Here is a 16,356-nt window from a genome sequence, read left to right as displayed (position 1 = left end):
GGATGGCTGAAAAGAGCATGCCCGGCGAGCCGGCTGTATCGGCGCATATCGCGCCCTACAGAAAACGATCGAAACAGTAAGCTAGTTAAAGGAATTTTAAACATGAAAAAGACACTCTTAGCGACTGCTATCGCCGGCGCTGCCGCAATGGCCGCCTCCGGTGCCCACGCTGCTACCGTCTATAACCAAGACGGCACCAAGCTGGACATCTACGGCAACATCCAGATCGCCTATTACAACACTGATTCAGGCGTTGTGTTGGATGAAGACACAGCTCAGGAAAGAACCGTTACCGAAAGTCTGGATCAAATTGCAGACAACGGTACTACTTTTGGTTTTGCCGCTGAACACATGATTACTCGTGACCTGACCGGTTACCTGAAGCTTGAGTTTGACGACATCAAAGCCGACGAGATGGCCACTGCCACTGATGCAAACGACGCAGGCGATACTGCCTACGTCGGCATGAAGGGCAACTTCGGTGACGTGCGTCTGGGTTCCTACGACCAGTTGATCGATGACTGGATCCAGGATCCAATCACCAACAACGAAGGCTTCGATGTTTCTGACTCCACCGTTTTTCACGAAAGCGGTGCTGATCAGCAGACTGACAAGGTAACTTATACCTCACCCGCCTTGAACGGCCTACAGTTTGCCGTAGGTACTCAGTACAAGGGCGACAATGAAGACGAGAATGCACGCTCTTCTGGTAACGCTGCGTTCTTCGGTGGCGCCAAGTATACTGCCGGTGCATTTTCCGTCGCTGCGGTTTACGACAACCTTGATAACATAACGTATGACACTAACGGTGGTGTGGATAGCGTGGGTAACCAGTACGGTATCACTGGTCAGTACACCATCGACACGCTGCGTCTTTCCCTCAAGCTTGAGCGTTTCGATGCAGAAAGTGACGTACAAGACGCCAATTTCTATGCATTGGGTGCTCGCTACGGTTACGGCAACGGTGACATCTACGGTGCTTACCAGTATGTCGACATAGGTGCAGGTAGCCTGCTGAGCGAACTGGATGAGACTCTCCAGGACGAGCAGGAGCGTGACGAGACTTACAACGAGGTAATTCTCGGTGCTACTTACAACATCTCCGATGCCATGTACACCTGGGCCGAAGCTGCCTGGTATGATCGTGAAGCAGACGATAAAGATGGTTTTGGTGTTGGCGTGACCTACTTGTTCTAAACCCCGGTCGCAGGAGCTTCCTGCCCCCTAGGGTTTTGTTATCGAAAGCCGATCCTCCAGGGGATCGGCTTTTTCATTGGTAAACCGACATGTAAGCGAGGTTCCATGAAACAGCCGATCATAACCGCGAGTCTAGTGGCGTTGGGAATAATGATAGCGACGCCGGCGATGGCGGACAGTGCAATGCAAGAGCGTTTCCGTGAAGAAGGCAAGCAGCTTGATTTAACCGGTTTCCTGCAGTCCGACACCGATGCGCGCAGCCGGAGTTTTCTGTTCGGTGGCACGCACGAGCATGATTTTACCGTGAAGGAAACGGGCGTTTATTTACTCGAAAGTGAGGTGCCGGGCGGGCGTTCCGAAGATTATCGCATAGCTGGAGAGCTGCTGAATGCCCAGGGTGACGTACTGGCCCGCAGCGAAGCACTGGGCCAGAACGATGGCCTGGCCATGCGCCAACGGCTAACGCCGGGTGACTATACCTTGCGTGTCGAGGCGCATCGGTTTGGTACCCGAAGCGATGCCATGGATAGCTTCTACTATATTACCGTGAGTGGGCTCGATAAGCAGGGCAGACCGAAGACGGATGCGGTTGATAGAGGTGAAGGCTTGGTCTTTACCGGAAAGGGCCGTGAATCAAGCCGTAGCGTTTTCGTGCGTGGCTCGGAGACTGTTGCGACGATTTCCGCCCCCTCCGTTGCATCGGATACTGCCGGGAGTAATCCTGCTACATCAGCAGCAGACAGTGCTCAGCCCCAGACTTCCAGTGAAACTAGCGCTGCAGCAGCGCAACAGGAAACCTCCGTCTCCCCGAGAGAGGGTTTTGAAACGATCGTCACTGATGTCAAGATTCGCGCAAAAGGTGAGGTGTTGACCTTTGAGGTAGCCAAGCCGGGCACCATTGCGATTACCACGTCCACATACCCTGGCGGCTATGAAGATACCTATCGTATCGAGTTGGACGTTCTGGATGAATCGGGCAATGTCGTAGCAGAAGGCGCGGGAGAAGGCTTCGATGGCGATGTCGACCTTCAGACCAGGTTGTCGCCGGGGCGTTATCGGATTCGTGTGAAGGGACAAAAGTTCGGCTCCGCACATTCAGGGGTCAACAACTACGAACTGAAAGTCGAACAGCTGAATCGTCGATAACTCTTGTTCATGAAGGCTGATGCTTGGAAGTGAATTGAAGGCGGAGTTTCCTCCGCCTCAACGGCAGGCGATCAAAATGGGTGGGCGCTTACCTGCTCAATCTTTCTTGAGGTGCTGAAGAGGCATTTCCAGGTGCTGGGGGCGCTGAAGAATGTTGAGCAGCACGATGGCGCGCTCCTCTCCCTTGGTACGGGTAAAGATGGCCTCGAGTTCCTTGAAGGGCCCTTGTGTGATCCGGACCTTTTCACCGGCGATAAAATAAGTATGGGGGGTCTCATCCACGGCTGTGGCGTGAGCCTTGAGTGTTTCCACCAGATCATCGCTCACGGGCACGGGTTTGTCTGCAAAGGTGAGTAGGCGCAATACGCCTCTTGTCGAGCGTATAGGGCGCCAGTTGCTAGCGATTTTATCCAGTCTGATAAAAAGGTAATAAGGAAATAATGGCTCAGTGATCCAGGTGAGCTTATTTTGTCGCTTTCGCTGTATTTTCAGCACAGGGTGAAGGATTTCATAGCCTTGATTGGCGAGATGCTCAGCGGCGCGAAAAGACTCGCCTCCTTTGCATTGAATGACGTACCAGTAGGGTGTTGCATTCGCCATCGGCTTGTTTGGCTCCATACGTTCATCCTTGAGCTTGAAACATAAACGCCTACTCTTTCAAGAGCGGGCGTTATAGTCAACGTTTTCAGCTTCAAAGGGTTTATTGATTTAATATTGACGAGGATCAATGCGTTGAAAAGCGCCGTAAAGAAGGTGATTGGAGGAGGGCAAGGAGTAAGCGATAGTCACGTTTTGATGCGATGTTTCGGATGTGCCATTTGTCACTGTTCTTGTTGGGTTTGACGCATACCCAGAAGCAAATCACGTGGCAGGTTTTCTCCTAGGCTATTAAGGATAAATTTTTGATTTTCAAGGATAAAAGCTGCCTGTGCGCTTATTTAATACGCTAGGTTTCAGGCGCTGCTATGGTTCGCTACAGAATCGGCTGTTGCTGGGAGTTGCGCTTGCCTGGTTGTTTATAGTGGCCTTGGTGCTAGGCATTACCTGGCAGCTGGGAAAGGAAATGGTGCAAGAAACCAATATCTCGCATTTGCGTTATGAATCAAGTCTATTGGCGGACGAAGTCACCCAGCAGGTAAGCATACGGATTAAAACCCTGGAACGGCTTTCATTGCTCTTTTCGCAGCGTATTAATCCGAACTGGCTACAAATGGAACTGCGCCACCATGATACCTTGCTGGAGTTGTTTGAAGGCTTGGTAGTTTCGGATGCCTCCGGACGCCTCATCGCCGATTGGCCGGTAGTGCCTGGGCGAGCAAATCTTGAAACCGGGCAGCAGGAATATTTTCGCATGCTGCGGAGTACCGGGCGACCCTACGTCAGTCAGCCGTTTGTAGGCCAGGCCAGTAAGATACCGATGGTATTGATAAGTGTGCCTCGCAAAGGCCCCGAAGGAGAGTTCCAGGGGTTTGTGGGCGGTGTGGTGAGCCTTAATCGAGGTGGTTTGTTCGACCGGCTAGCTCGCCTTCGATTGGGCGAAAGAGGTTATGCCAGCGTGGCAACCGCCACAGGTAAAATACTCTACCATCCCGATCGTGACTTGATCATGCAGGATGTGCCGTCAGCCAGCGAAAATCCATTGCTGGATCTGGCGCTGGATGGCTGGCAGGGCGATGGGGTGGGGGTGTTGCTCAACGGGGAGAGAGGTCTTCAATCGTTTTCTCAGGTCTGGCCGGCGGACTGGGTAGTGGGGCTCTTCTTGCCCATGGAGCAGGCACAATTGCCACTGCAGGAGTTTATTCGGCAATTGTGGTGGGTATGGCTTTCGCTGGCTATTCTCATGTTGCCGCTATTATGGGTGTTACTGAGACAGATGCTGTTGCCGTTGCATCACCTGGAAGAGCAAATCGGGGAAGTGGGGCTGGGGAGGCGACGTAAGGTCAATCTCGATACCAATATGTTCGAACTACGTGAAGTCTCCAATACGTTTAACCGGGTAGAGGATGAGCGCCAGACGCTGCTGACCAGCCTGCATGAACGCGAGGCATTTCTTGATTCAATCCTGAGTTCTACCCCTCAAGGCATGTTCGTCGCCAACTTGGATGGGGATATTACCTACATGAACCCGGCACTGCTCAAGATGTTGGGAATTGAAGCCGGTGCCCAGCCAAGCGATTGGCTCAAGCAGGTTCACCCTGATGACCGTCCGGGTGCCGTGGACATGTGGCGGCATAGTTTGAGAACCGGGAGTGAATTTCACCGTCAGCTACGCTTTCATCGCAGTGATAATGGAATGCTGTGGTTGGAAGTGCATGCCCGAGCCGTGTTGCTGACCCAGGGAGGGCATTCATTGGGGTTGGTGGGAATGGTCAAGGATATTACCGAGCGTCGTCAGGAAGAAGCCATTCAGCGCTGGGAAGCCGAGCATGACCCCCTGACTGGCCTGTTGAACCGGCGTGGCTTTGAGCGTCGCCTGGAAGAAGCGTTCGCCGATCTTCAGAAAACCAGCATCCCTTCGGCGTTGATCTTGTTCGATCTCGATTACTTCAAGCCGATCAATGATGAAGGTGGCCACGCCTTGGGGGATGAAATGTTACGGCGAATTGCACAGGTTATCGCATGGGAAGTGCGTCGCAGTGATCATGTGGCCCGCCAGGGCGGGGACGAGTTCGGTGTGTTGCTGCCTAGCTGTACGCTACGCCAAGCGAAGATCATTGCCGATTCCTTGCGCAAGGCGGTGGCTGAAATTTCCGTTATCCAAGAAAGTAAGGACGGTACGGCAAGTAAAGAATATAAAGTCACTCTAAGCCTGGGGGTGACGGTTTTTTCAGAAGATGATGCCGCCATTGACGCTGCCATGGAGCGCGCCGATTCCGCCAGTTATGAAGCCAAGAATCTTGGGCGTAACAGTGTGGTGGTCAAGGTGGCAAATGCCACTGGCAACCATGAAGATCTGATCACTCTATTCGATTGAGCGCTTTGTTTGAATAAGTCACCCAGCTTCAGGTCCGGCGGGAAAATGATGGCGTGTCTTGTTGGCGATACGCACCAGAGCCAGCATCAGCGGCACTTCGACTAATACCCCCACTACGGTAGCCAGTGCCGCCCCGGATTGTAGCCCGAACAGGGCAATGGCAGCGGCAACGGCCAATTCGAAGAAATTGCTTGCGCCGATCATCGCCCCGGGAGCCGCCACGTTATGGGGTACTTTCCAGGCTTTGGCCCAGCCGTAGGCGATAAAAAATATCAGAAACGTCTGAATAATCAGCGGTATTGCGATCAGGACAATATGCAGGGGGTTATTGAGGATGACATCTCCCTGGAAAGCGAATAACAGAATCAAGGTGATGATCAGGCCGGTAGGGGTGATGGGCCCAATGCGCTTCATGAAAATATTGTCGTACCACTGCGTGCCATGCCGAGCGATCAATGTGCGCCGGGTCAGGTAGCCGGCAACCAACGGAATTACGATATACAGCACCACCGATAGGGCCACGGTGTCCCAAGGCACCTGAATGTTCGATACCCCCAGCAGGAATACCACGATAGGCGCGAAAGCAAATAGCATAATAAGATCATTGAGGGCCACCTGTACCAAGGTATAGGCGGCATCGCCGCGCGTCAGGTAACTCCATACAAATACCATGGCGGTGCAGGGCGCTGCGCCCAGTAAGATGGCGCCGGCCAGGTATTGGCTGGCTAACTCTTCTGGAATGAACGGTCGAAACACCACCATCAGGAAAAACCAGGCGATGATGAACATGCTGAATGGCTTGATCAGCCAGTTCACTGTGGTGGTAATGATCAACCCCTTGGGCTGACGACGCACACCGAGCACCGCGGTAAAGTCAATTTGCGCCATCATTGGAAAGATCATCGCCCAGATCAAGATCGCCACGGGAATCGATACCTGAGCAACCTCGAAGCGTGATAATGCCTCGGGTATGGCGGGCGCCAGCTGACCGAGCAAAATACCAACAACGATAGCCAGTGCCACCCAGACGGAAAGAAAACGTTCGAACCTGCCCATTCCTTGGGTAGCGTTGGGAGCATCTTGTTGGGTCATAAGGCAATATCCTTGTCAGCGGGGTCGGTGTGCCATAGATATATGGATTTTCATATATTAATAAGGTGATGCCAAGGGCTTTCTCAAGAGCTTTCTCAAGGGCGTCTCAAACGCTAGCCATCAGGTAAAAAAATACCGGGCATAAGCCCGGCATGAAAAAAGATGATTTGCTCGGTCTTATTGTCGCCGAGCAATCTGCTGGGCTTCGACCAGTTGAGCGTAATCCAGCAGGACTTGTGCTGCTTCGAGTACTTGGGCGCGATCTACCGGGGTATTTTCTTCTTCCTCGATGTCTTCATCGCGGGCATCGATCCATTCTTCCAGCGGGTCCATGCCTAGAGCGCGACGCCGTTGATTTTCCAGTGCGAGCTGTTCGGCCTCTTGCGCCTGCATTTCACGCTGGCGTTGCTCGCGATTCAAGCTGACACTGGTGTGTTGTTCTCGCAGCTTGCGTGCCAGTTCCGACTGGCGCTCCAGGTAATGAAAGTTGGGCTCTTCCTGGGCGCGTGTCTGATGGCGGCTGAGCAGGGATTCCATGAAATTCTCAGGCTCGCCGTAACGGCGGTACTGCACGTTCTGAACCGTATCCCAAGGCAGGGCGTTATCCAGGCTGCTTTCTCCGATGCGTTCCGGGTCGAACAGGCTGGGAAAGATGATGTCCGGTTCGACACCACGGTTCTGGGTGCTTTCACCGGAGATACGGTAGAACTTGGCGCGGGTCAGTTTGATTTGGCCATGGCTGAGTTCGCTCATGGTTTGTACCGTGCCCTTGCCGAAGGTCGAGCTGCCCAAGACCACCCCACGACCGTAATCCTGGATAGCACCGGCAAATATCTCCGAGGCTGAAGCGGACAGGCGATTGACCAATACGCCGATTGGACCGTCGTACAGGGCACCGCTCTCGCTGTCGCCATAGAGGTTGATGCGTCCGCGAGCATCCCGCACCTGAACGGTGGGGCCGCGGTCAATAAATAGTCCGATCAAGGCGTTGGCTTCCTGCAGCGCGCCACCGCCATTGTTGCGCAGGTCGAGTACGATACCTTCCACTCCCTCCTGCTTGAGGCGTTCGACTTCCTGGGCCACATCGCGGGTGGTGCTGCGATATTCCTCTTCGCCGGCCTGCCAAGCGTCGAAATCCACATAGAATGTGGGAATCTTGATGACCCCGAGACGATGGGTGCGGCCCTCACGTTCAATCTCGATGACTTCACCCTGAGCGGCCTGGTCTTCTAGGTCGACGGTATCCCGGGTGATATTGATGACGTGCGAGCGTGTCATATCCACCGCCTGGGCGGGGACGATATCCAGACGCACGATCGATCCTTTGGGACCACGAATTAAATCAACCACGTTATCCAGGCGCATGCCCACTACATTGACCATTTCGCCGTCTTCCTGGCCCACGGCCACGATACGGTCAGCGGGCTCGAGAGCACCGGCACGCTCGGCGGGACCGCCCGGGACCAGGCTGGATACCTTGACGTACTCTCCATCGGATTGAAGCAGGGCGCCGATGCCTTCAAGCGAAAGGCTCATCTGGATATCGAAGGATTCACCTTGGCGCGGAGAAAGGTAGCCGGTATGAGGGTCGATGGTGCCAGTGATGGCGGCCATGAAGAGCCCAAAGACATCTTCCGGCTCAGTCTGGCGTACCCGGGAGAGCTGGCCTTCATAGCGCTGGCGTAGAGTTGTCTCGACCTGCTCATCGTCCTGGTCCGAGAGTGACAGGGTCAGGGCGGCATTTTTCAAGCGCTTGTGCCAAAGTTCGTCAAGTTCCCTTTCCCGGCTGGCAAAGGGCACGTTTTCACGCTCCAGTTCCAGGCGCATGTCGCTGTCAAAGCTGAAATCGAGCCCACCGTCGAGTTTGGCCAGTAGCCACTCCAGCCGATTTTCCATGCGTTCGTTCAGGCGCCGGTGAAGGGCGAAGATTCGATCGAGATCGCCATCGAAAATGACTTGATCCAGGCGGGATTCCAGATCACGGAATTCATCGATATCGCTGCGTAGCAAGTAGGCACGCTGACCATCCAGGATATCCAGGTAGCGCTCAAACGCTGCTTTCGACCATTCTTCGTCGAATTCTACCTCGGCGTAATGGCCGTAGCGGAGTGAATCCGCGATCTCTGTCGCTACATGACGCTGGGCGTCCGTCGGCTGCAACTGGGCCGATACCACTGGGCTGGCTATCACCAGCACCAAGGCAAGTGCCGTCGCGCGCGAAAGCGTTGCAAACAGGCTCATTAATCAAGCTCTCCCGGATTTGTGTACACTCTGGTTCCTAGACCCGTATCTTTCTAGACCTGCAAGCGGCCCATGAGTTGCATGATGGCGTAACTCATGCCAAAGAAAGGTCATTGTAGCAGTTCATCTGCTGGGCCGAGACGCATTCATTACAGTTATGAGGAATTTCATGTCCAAGTCTGCTAGCGCCGACGGGCTGGCGCGGTTATGTGATTTTTTAGAGCAATCTCCCACTCCCTGGCATGCCACGCAATGCATGGCTCAGCGCCTGGAAGCGGCAGGATTTCGTCGTTTGGAAGAAACCGCCGCCTGGCAGCTGTCGCCGGGCGAGCGCTTTTATGTCACCCGTAACGACTCCTCGATCATAGCCATTCAGCTTCCTCAAGGGGAGCTTCAATCGTTGCGTATGTTGGGTGCCCATACCGACAGTCCCGGGTTGCGGCTCAAGCCTAACGCCATCCAGCATGCCGCTGGTTGGCTGCAGCTGGGGGTGGAAGTGTATGGTGGCGTGCTGTTCAACCCTTGGTTTGATCGTGACTTGGGGCTTGCCGGCCGGGTGCATGTGCGCCACGCCGACGGGCACCTGGAAAGCGTATTGCTGAATGTCGACAAGCCCATCGCGATTATTCCCAGCTTGGCGATTCATCTGGATCGTGATGTCAATAACGGCCGAGCAGTCAATCCTCAGACGCAAATGGCGCCGGTAGTCATGCAAAGTGAGCAAACCGAGCTTGCGCCGCTGCTCGAGGGCTGGCTGCACGAGCAGCATGGCTTGGAAAACATCCAGATAATGGATTTCGAGTTGGCCTTCTACGATTTGCAACCGGCGACCTTGGTAGGCTTGAAGCAGGAATTACTCGCCAGTGCGCGGCTGGATAACCTGCTTTCGTGTTTCATCGGCCTGGAAGCGTTGCTGGAAAGTGACGGCAGCCAAGCGGCGCTGTTGGTTGCCAATGACCATGAAGAAGTCGGCAGCGCCAGTGCTTGTGGTGCACAAGGGCCATTTCTGAGTGATGTGCTGAAGCGTATCAATGGCCAGGTCGGTGAAGGGAGCGAAGAGGCGTTGATTCGCTTGATGCAGTCGTCGTGCATGATTTCCTGTGACAACGCCCATGCCTTGCATCCCAACTTTACCGACAAGCACGATGCGGCGCATGGCCCGCGGATCAACGGCGGGCCGGTGATCAAGGTCAATGCCAGTCAGCGCTACGCCACCAACAGCACGACGGGCGCCCTTTTTCGAGATGTTTGCCAGGAAGTGGGCGTGCCGGTACAGACATTCGTTACCCGGGCCGACATGGGGTGTGGCAGCACGATAGGGCCGATCACGGCCACGGAAATCGGTGTGCCGACGCTGGATGTGGGCGTTGCGCAATGGGCAATGCACTCGATTCGCGAAACCGCCGGCACCCAGGATGTCGGCTACTTGATCCGGGTGCTCACCGCCTTTCTCAATCGCAAGCAGCTGAGCTGATCGAGCCCTTGCATACAAAAAGCCCGCTGACGGAATCAGCGGGCTTTTGGCAATCTTGGTGGCTACGCCCTGATTTGAACAGGGGACCCCATCATTATGAGTGATGTGCTCTAACCAGCTGAGCTACGTAGCCTTTCAACGGGGGCGGATACTACTCAGCAACGCACCGCCCGTCAAGCGTTCATTGCGCAAGGGCACAGGCCATCAGCCATCCTCTAATGGTAACCACTCGATCGCAGCACTTATCACGTCCTGGTAGTTGCGGATTCGCTGTACATAGTGCACCGGTTCGTAGCCTCGCGCGTAGCCATAGCGGGTCTGCGGGTAGTAGCGCTTGTCAGCCTTGAGCGGTAGCACTTCTTTCATGTCATCCCAGGAGTGCGGGTTCTTGCCCAGCTCGCGGGCCAGCTTTTGAGCGTCTAGCACGTGACCACGGCCAATGTTGTAGCTTGCCAGAGCCAGGTAGGTTCGATCCGGTTCAGGGAGGGTGTCGGGTAGGCGCTGATGGCGGTCGGCGAGGTAGCGAGCGCCACCGTCGATAGCCGCTGCTGGGTTCAAGCGATTATCGACGCCGAGGGATTCAGCGGTGTTCTGAGTTAGCATCATGATGCCACGTACGCCGGTGGGAGAAACGGCCTGGGGATCCCAGTGCGACTCCTGGTAGGCCAAGGCCGCGAGAAGATCGGCAGGCATCCCGGTTTCTTCTTCGGCTTTTATAAAGAGGTCGAGGAAGTTAGGTAGACGCTCGCCGATACGTTGGTTGAGTGCGCGCAAGTCGACGAAGTCGAACTCGCCGATATAGGCATAGTAGCGGTCCTCCATCGCCGCGACGCGCTTTTGGCCCTCGGTGCTCTCCCTCCATTGATCGGCCATCTCGGCCAGTGCCTGGTGTTCCGGGGGAAGGTACCAGCCCAGCCAATCGCCGCTGGTGAGGTTCATGGCAATCTCCAGGTGCGGGAAGTGGCGGCGCACTACCTGCACGATATTGGAGTCGGCCAAGGTGCAGTCAATGCGCTTTTCGGCCACCTCGGCCAGCAGCATCTCGGTGGTGCGAGGATCCTCCTCGAAGGCGATGCCGGTGTGCTGGTTGACAAGACTCTGGAGCTTTTCCGTGTAGCTGGAGTCCGCAGTGACGCGGATATCGATCCCGGCCATTTCCTCTATTTGGCGTGGCAAGGGCCGCATATCGCGATGGCAGACTAGCTGCTCAACGATGTCGGTATGGGTGGGTCCGCGGTGGAAGTGTTCATCACGCGAGGGAAGGTGGGTTAGACCGGCCGCGGCCAGCTGTACTTTGCCCTCTTTTAGGGCCTGAAGCACCGCCGAGGTGGACTCGAACAGCAGCCATTCTACCTGCCAGTCGTGGGCGTCGGCGAATGACTCGACCAGATCATGCTCCGGTCCGGCCGGTGTCTCGTCACGATCAAGGTAGTAGGTGGTGGCGCTGTTCCGAGTGGCCACCTTGAGTATCCCGCCCGGTTCGGGCGGGTCAAGCTGCGTGACGGGTGGTGATTCGCTCGGGGGTTCGCCCTGTTCGCAGCCCGGGAGCACGAGCAGCGACAGTAGCAAGATGACGATTAACTGGCGGGGACACATTTCCCGATCATGGGGTGGGCGAGATAAAGGCATTTATCAAGACTAGCAGGCTTTCGCGCTGCCAGAAAGGCAGCGCTAACCGGCCCCAGGCACGCCTAATGCTCGTCAAGGCCCATCGCTGCTACACATTGAACCGGAAGTGAATCACGTCGCCATCCTGGACAATGTACTCCTTGCCTTCCAGACGCCATTTGCCTGCATCCTTGGCGCCTTGTTCGCCGCCTAGCGAAACGAAGTCGTCATAGGCGATCACTTCGGCGCGAATGAAGCCTTTCTGGAAGTCGGAGTGGATAACGCCTGCGGCTTCCGGGGCGGTTGCTCCTTGCTTGACGGTCCAGGCGCGCACTTCCTTCACTCCGGCGGTGAAGTAAGTCTGTAGACCGAGCAGGGCGTAACCGGCACGAATCACGCGGTCCAGACCCGGCTCGGACATGCCCATTTCATCCAGGAACATGGAGCGTTCTTCATCGTCGAGTTCCGCGATTTCGGCTTCGATCTGGTTGCACACCGGTACCACCACGGCACCTTCCTCGGCGGCAATTTTGTTGACCACATCGAGGTAAGCGTTATTTTCAAAGCCGTCTTCATTGACGTTGGCGATGTACATGGTGGGTTTCAGTGTCAAGAAACCGAAGCTCTTGAGTTGACGCTGATCCTCTTCATCCAGGCCGAAGCTTCTCAGAGGGTGGCCTTCAGCCAGATGGGGCTGGACACGCTCGAGAATCACCTTGGTGGCAATGGCATCCTTGTCCCCGCCCTTGGCGACGCGTACCAGGCGTTGAATAGCGCGCTCTACGGTATCCAGGTCGGCCAGCGCCAGCTCCATGTTGATAATTTCGATATCCGCACGAGGGTCGATCTGATTGGCCACATGGATAACGTTATCGTTGTCGAAACAACGCACCACATGCGCGATGGCCTCGGTCTCGCGGATGTTGGCCAGAAACTTGTTGCCCAGTCCTTCACCTTTGGAAGCGCCCGCCACCAGGCCTGCGATATCCACGAATTCCATGGTGGTAGGCAGCACTTTTTGCGGTTTGACGATCTCGGCGAGCTTGTCAAGTCGCGGGTCGGGCATGGGAACGATGCCCACGTTGGGTTCTATGGTGCAAAATGGGAAGTTTTCTGCATCGATCCCGGATTTGGTCAAGGCATTGAAAAGGGTGGATTTGCCGACGTTTGGCAAGCCAACGATGCCGCAATTGAAGCCCATGATGTATTCCTGAAAGTCTGTACTTGAAAAAATGCAGCTGCGCGAACTTAAAAACTGAATGCTTAAAATAATACCGCCGCGCAACGCCAGGGCGCGTCACTCTAAGGCTTGACGCTGTGTAGCCTGTTCATGGCTTTGGCCCAATCTCCCACCACGACATACGGCAAGGTGGCAAGGCACTCAGATAGGGCATCCTCAATGGCGGCCTGTTCCGATTTTCCGGGTCGGCCAAGCACGTAATTGGTGACTTGGCGTGCATCCCCAGGATGACCGATGCCGATGCGAGCGCGATGAAACTGCTTCTGATTACCCAGCGCACTGATGATGTCGCGTAGCCCATTGTGTCCGCCATGTCCGCCGCCGGTCTTGTAGCGAGCCTGACCGGGGGGGAGGTCGAGCTCATCATGGGCCACCAGCAAGTTTTCCGGGACCAGCTTGAAAAACTGGCACAGGGCGGCCACGGCAGCGCCGCTGCGATTCATGAAGGTGGTCGGGTTGAGCAGGTGCAGTTCATGATCGTCGAGCCGTACCTTGGCGTATAGCCCCAGAAACTTCTTTTCCGGACGCAGTTCGCTATGCGCTTGTCTGGCCAGGGCATCGACCAACCAGGCGCCGGCGTTGTGACGTGTGGCGGCATATTCGGCCCCGGGATTACCCAGTCCGATGATGGCTGTCACCTGACTCATACTCTCACCTCCAAAAAAAAGATCAAGCGCCGGAGCGCTTGATCAATATCACGAGGGCCATGCGAAGATGGCCCTGGCAAGCGCTTACTCTGCGCTGGTGCCGCTTTCTTCACCGCCTTCTTCGTCTTCCTCGGTACCGCGTACCTTGGGCTTGACGATGCTGAGCACGGCGTTGTCATGATCTTCGCCATGGGTCAAGGCGACGATGGTGACACCGGCAGGCACCGTCAGGTCGGACAAGTGCAGGGTGGTACCCAGAGCAAGCTCGGAAATGTCGACTTCTAGGAAGTCAGGCAGATCCTTGGGCAAGCAGCTGATTTCGACTTCGTTGGCCAGGACATGCAATTCACCGCCATCGTCCTTGATGCCTGTGCTGTTTTCTTCACCCACAACATGCAGCGGCACGCGCAGGGTGATTTCGTGAGTGGCATCGACACGCAGGAAGTCGGCATGAATCAGCAGCGGCTTGAACGGGTGACGCTGCAGGTCACGCACCACCACTTGCTCTTTCTTACCGTCAACTACCAAGGTAAGCACGGAAGAGAAGAAAGTCTCGTCTTCAATGGCCTTGTAGAAAGCGGTTTTTTCCACGGAAATGGATTGTGGAACAGCTTCACCACCGTAGATCACGGCAGGAACCTGTTGGTTCGCACGACGCAGGCGGCGGCTCGCACCTTTCCCCAGGTCGTTACGAACGCTGGCGTTAAGGATAAAATCAGACATGTAATGTGCCTCTTGGTTTAAGTAAGGAAACGTCGCCGCCCGCGACCAGACAACGACGTTTCCGGGAGCTCCTGGTGGAGCTGAGTTGTCAGTGCCGCTTAGTGGAACATGGCACTGACAGATTCTTCGTTGCTGACTCGGCGAATCGCCTCGGCAATCAGGCCGGCTACGCTGAGCTGGCGGATCTTGCCACTGCGACGCGCGATATCGGACAACGGGATGGTGTCGGTCACCACCACTTCATCCAGCACCGACTCGGTAATATTGTCTACCGCCGGGCCGGAGAGAATTGGGTGAGTTGCATAGGCCACCACACGTTTGGCGCCATGTGCCTTGAGCGCCTCGCCTGCTTTGCACAGCGTGCCGGCGGTGTCGATCATGTCATCCACCACCACGCAGGTACGGCCTTCGATGTCACCGATGATATGCATCACCTGAGCCTGGTTGGCCTGGGGGCGGCGCTTGTCGATGATCGCCAGGTCCGCATGAAGTTGCTTGGCAATCGCACGAGCACGTACCACGCCGCCCACATCGGGAGAAACCACGACCAGATCATCGTAATTCTGACGTTCGATGTCGTCGAGAAGAATCGGCGAGCCGTAGACGTTGTCTACCGGCACATCGAAAAACCCCTGAATCTGGTCGGCATGAAGATCCATGGTCATGACGCGATCAACGCCGGCCTTGACCATCATGTCGGCGACTACCTTGGCGGAAATCGGTACGCGGGCGGAGCGCACGCGGCGATCCTGGCGGGCGTAACCGAAGTAAGGCAGTACCGCGGTGATTCGAGCCGCCGAAGCGCGACGCAACGCATCCACCATCAGGATCAGTTCCATCAGGTTGTCGTTGGTCGGTGAACAGGTGGACTGAAGGATAAAGACATCCTTGCCGCGCACGTTCTCGTTGATTTCGACCGCGATTTCACCATCGCTGAATTGGCCTACCGTGGCGTTACCCATGCGGCTATCCAGACTCTCGGCAATCTTATGAGCGAGTTCGGGGTTGGCATTCCCGGCGAAAACCATCAATTTTGACACGCGCAACCACCTTTGCAGTGTTGGGGATCGTGGGAGGAACAGGCCTTTTGGCCATCGCTCAGAGCAGCGGGATCAATTTTTCGATATCCCGCTCGGCAACCGAAGCGATGGCTCTGGGTGTTCAGCACCCCAGAGCATCGTGAAGAGGAGAGATGTTGAGACCGCGTGCCACGAAGGCAGGCCAGCGTTGATTGGCAGCCGCTGCTAGTGCCTGTGCCGCCTGCTCGGAATCCAGGCGAGCAAACAGACAGGCACCGGTGCCGGTCAACATGCTGGGTGCGTACTGAGACAACCAGTCAAGTGCTTGTGCTACTTGCGGATAACGCAACTTGACGGTGGGCTCGCAGTCGTTACGCCACTCAGGCGCTCCCCCCTGCAGTGCGCGCGCCATGGTAATGGGGTGGCTGTCGCGTGTCAATTGCGGGTCATTGAACACCCGCGGGGTGGCGACGCTGATCCCGGGGTGCACCACCACGAACCAGGGCGTATCGAGGGTCACCGGGGTCAAGCGTTCCCCGATGCCTTCCGCCCAAGCTGCACGGCCATGGATAAACACCGGGACATCAGCCCCCAGCTGGGCACCCAGGGCGGCAAGGCGTTCAAGGCTCAGGCTGAGTTGCCACAGCTGGTTGAGTCCCAAAAGCGTCGTGGCGGCATTGGAACTGCCGCCGCCCAAGCCGCCGCCCAGGGGTAAGCGCTTTTCCAGATGAATGTCCGCTCCCGAAGAGACATGGCTGGTTTGTTGCAGTAGCCGCGCGGCGCGCACCACCAGGTTGTCCTCGTGGGTAACGGCTTCAAGCGCAGGGGAAAGGTGAATCTCCCCATCCCGCCTGGGGGTCAATGTCAGGGTGTCGCCGTGGTCGAGAAACTGAAACAGGGTCTGCAGCTCATGGTAGCCATCGTGACGGCGACCCACGATATGCAGCATTCGGTTGAGTTTGGCGGGTGCCGGTAGAGTCAGCCCTGCGGTCATG

Annotated in this window: 13 protein-coding genes and 1 tRNA gene; 4 read left to right on the top strand and 10 right to left on the bottom strand. The window is 56.0% G+C overall.

The window, feature by feature from the left end; translation table 11 throughout:
* The first annotated feature begins 102 nt into the window (after positions 1–102).
* Both LG290_RS11695 and LG290_RS11690 read left to right on the top strand, forming a co-directional pair.
* Positions 103–1,197: a porin gene (locus LG290_RS11695; RefSeq protein WP_499834964.1), complete on the top strand. Its 1,095-nt coding sequence runs from the start codon at positions 103–105 to the stop codon at positions 1,195–1,197.
* A gap of 105 nt (positions 1,198–1,302) precedes the next feature.
* Positions 1,303–2,343: a hypothetical protein gene (locus LG290_RS11690; RefSeq protein WP_499834963.1), complete on the top strand. Its 1,041-nt coding sequence runs from the start codon at positions 1,303–1,305 to the stop codon at positions 2,341–2,343.
* A 96-nt stretch (positions 2,344–2,439) separates the two neighbouring features.
* Here the strand turns inward: LG290_RS11690 and rfaH are convergent, their stop codons facing one another.
* The gene (rfaH, locus tag LG290_RS11685) at positions 2,440–2,961 is read right to left on the bottom strand and encodes a transcription/translation regulatory transformer protein RfaH (RefSeq protein ID WP_499834962.1); all 522 of its coding nucleotides are present in this window, start codon (positions 2,959–2,961) and stop codon (positions 2,440–2,442) included.
* Between the two features lie 445 nt (positions 2,962–3,406).
* On the opposite strand from rfaH, the gene LG290_RS11680 reads away from it, so the two are divergent.
* A complete protein-coding gene (locus tag LG290_RS11680) occupies positions 3,407–5,317 on the top strand; it encodes a sensor domain-containing diguanylate cyclase (protein WP_499837093.1) in 1,911 nt (636 codons plus the stop codon).
* A gap of 18 nt (positions 5,318–5,335) precedes the next feature.
* Here the strand turns inward: LG290_RS11680 and arsB are convergent, their stop codons facing one another.
* Positions 5,336–6,409 (bottom strand): ACR3 family arsenite efflux transporter, encoded by a 1,074-nt coding sequence (gene arsB / locus LG290_RS11675; RefSeq protein WP_499834961.1) that lies wholly within the window; start codon positions 6,407–6,409, stop codon positions 5,336–5,338.
* 177 nt (positions 6,410–6,586) lie between these two features.
* Positions 6,587–8,650, bottom strand: coding sequence for a carboxy terminal-processing peptidase (locus tag LG290_RS11670; RefSeq protein WP_499834960.1), 2,064 nt, complete (start codon positions 8,648–8,650; stop codon positions 6,587–6,589).
* Between the two features lie 169 nt (positions 8,651–8,819).
* Between LG290_RS11670 and LG290_RS11665 the strand changes: the two genes are divergently transcribed.
* The gene (locus LG290_RS11665) at positions 8,820–10,124 is read left to right on the top strand and encodes a M18 family aminopeptidase (protein ID WP_499834959.1); all 1,305 of its coding nucleotides are present in this window, start codon (positions 8,820–8,822) and stop codon (positions 10,122–10,124) included.
* A 56-nt stretch (positions 10,125–10,180) separates the two neighbouring features.
* On the opposite strand, the gene LG290_RS11660 is transcribed toward LG290_RS11665, so the two are convergent.
* From LG290_RS11660 to ispE, 7 genes are all read right to left on the bottom strand, one after another.
* A tRNA-Met gene (locus tag LG290_RS11660) sits at positions 10,181–10,257 on the bottom strand.
* Between the two features lie 71 nt (positions 10,258–10,328).
* Complete coding sequence (gene mltF, locus LG290_RS11655) at positions 10,329–11,720, bottom strand: membrane-bound lytic murein transglycosylase MltF (RefSeq protein ID WP_499834958.1); 1,392 nt, start codon at positions 11,718–11,720, stop codon at positions 10,329–10,331.
* A gap of 121 nt (positions 11,721–11,841) precedes the next feature.
* A complete protein-coding gene (gene ychF / locus LG290_RS11650) occupies positions 11,842–12,933 on the bottom strand; it encodes a redox-regulated ATPase YchF (protein WP_499834957.1) in 1,092 nt (363 codons plus the stop codon).
* A 101-nt stretch (positions 12,934–13,034) separates the two neighbouring features.
* Positions 13,035–13,619: an aminoacyl-tRNA hydrolase gene (pth, locus tag LG290_RS11645; RefSeq protein ID WP_499834956.1), complete on the bottom strand. Its 585-nt coding sequence runs from the start codon at positions 13,617–13,619 to the stop codon at positions 13,035–13,037.
* Positions 13,620–13,703: 84 nt separating this feature from the next.
* Positions 13,704–14,342 carry a 50S ribosomal protein L25/general stress protein Ctc gene (locus tag LG290_RS11640; RefSeq protein WP_160417904.1) on the bottom strand — a complete coding sequence of 213 codons (639 nt, stop codon included), beginning with the start codon at positions 14,340–14,342 and terminating at the stop codon, positions 13,704–13,706.
* Positions 14,343–14,440: 98 nt separating this feature from the next.
* The gene (locus tag LG290_RS11635; protein ID WP_319928094.1) at positions 14,441–15,382 is read right to left on the bottom strand and encodes a ribose-phosphate pyrophosphokinase; all 942 of its coding nucleotides are present in this window, start codon (positions 15,380–15,382) and stop codon (positions 14,441–14,443) included.
* A 121-nt stretch (positions 15,383–15,503) separates the two neighbouring features.
* Positions 15,504–16,355, bottom strand: coding sequence for a 4-(cytidine 5'-diphospho)-2-C-methyl-D-erythritol kinase (gene ispE / locus LG290_RS11630; protein WP_499834955.1), 852 nt, complete (start codon positions 16,353–16,355; stop codon positions 15,504–15,506).
* Position 16,356: the final 1 nt, after the last annotated feature.

This window comes from Halomonas sediminis, assembly GCF_044871105.1.
Lineage (GTDB): Bacteria > Pseudomonadota > Gammaproteobacteria > Pseudomonadales > Halomonadaceae > Vreelandella > Vreelandella zhuhanensis.
Note: the sequence above shows the minus strand (reverse complement) of the source record. Positions and strands in the feature narration are given on the sequence as shown.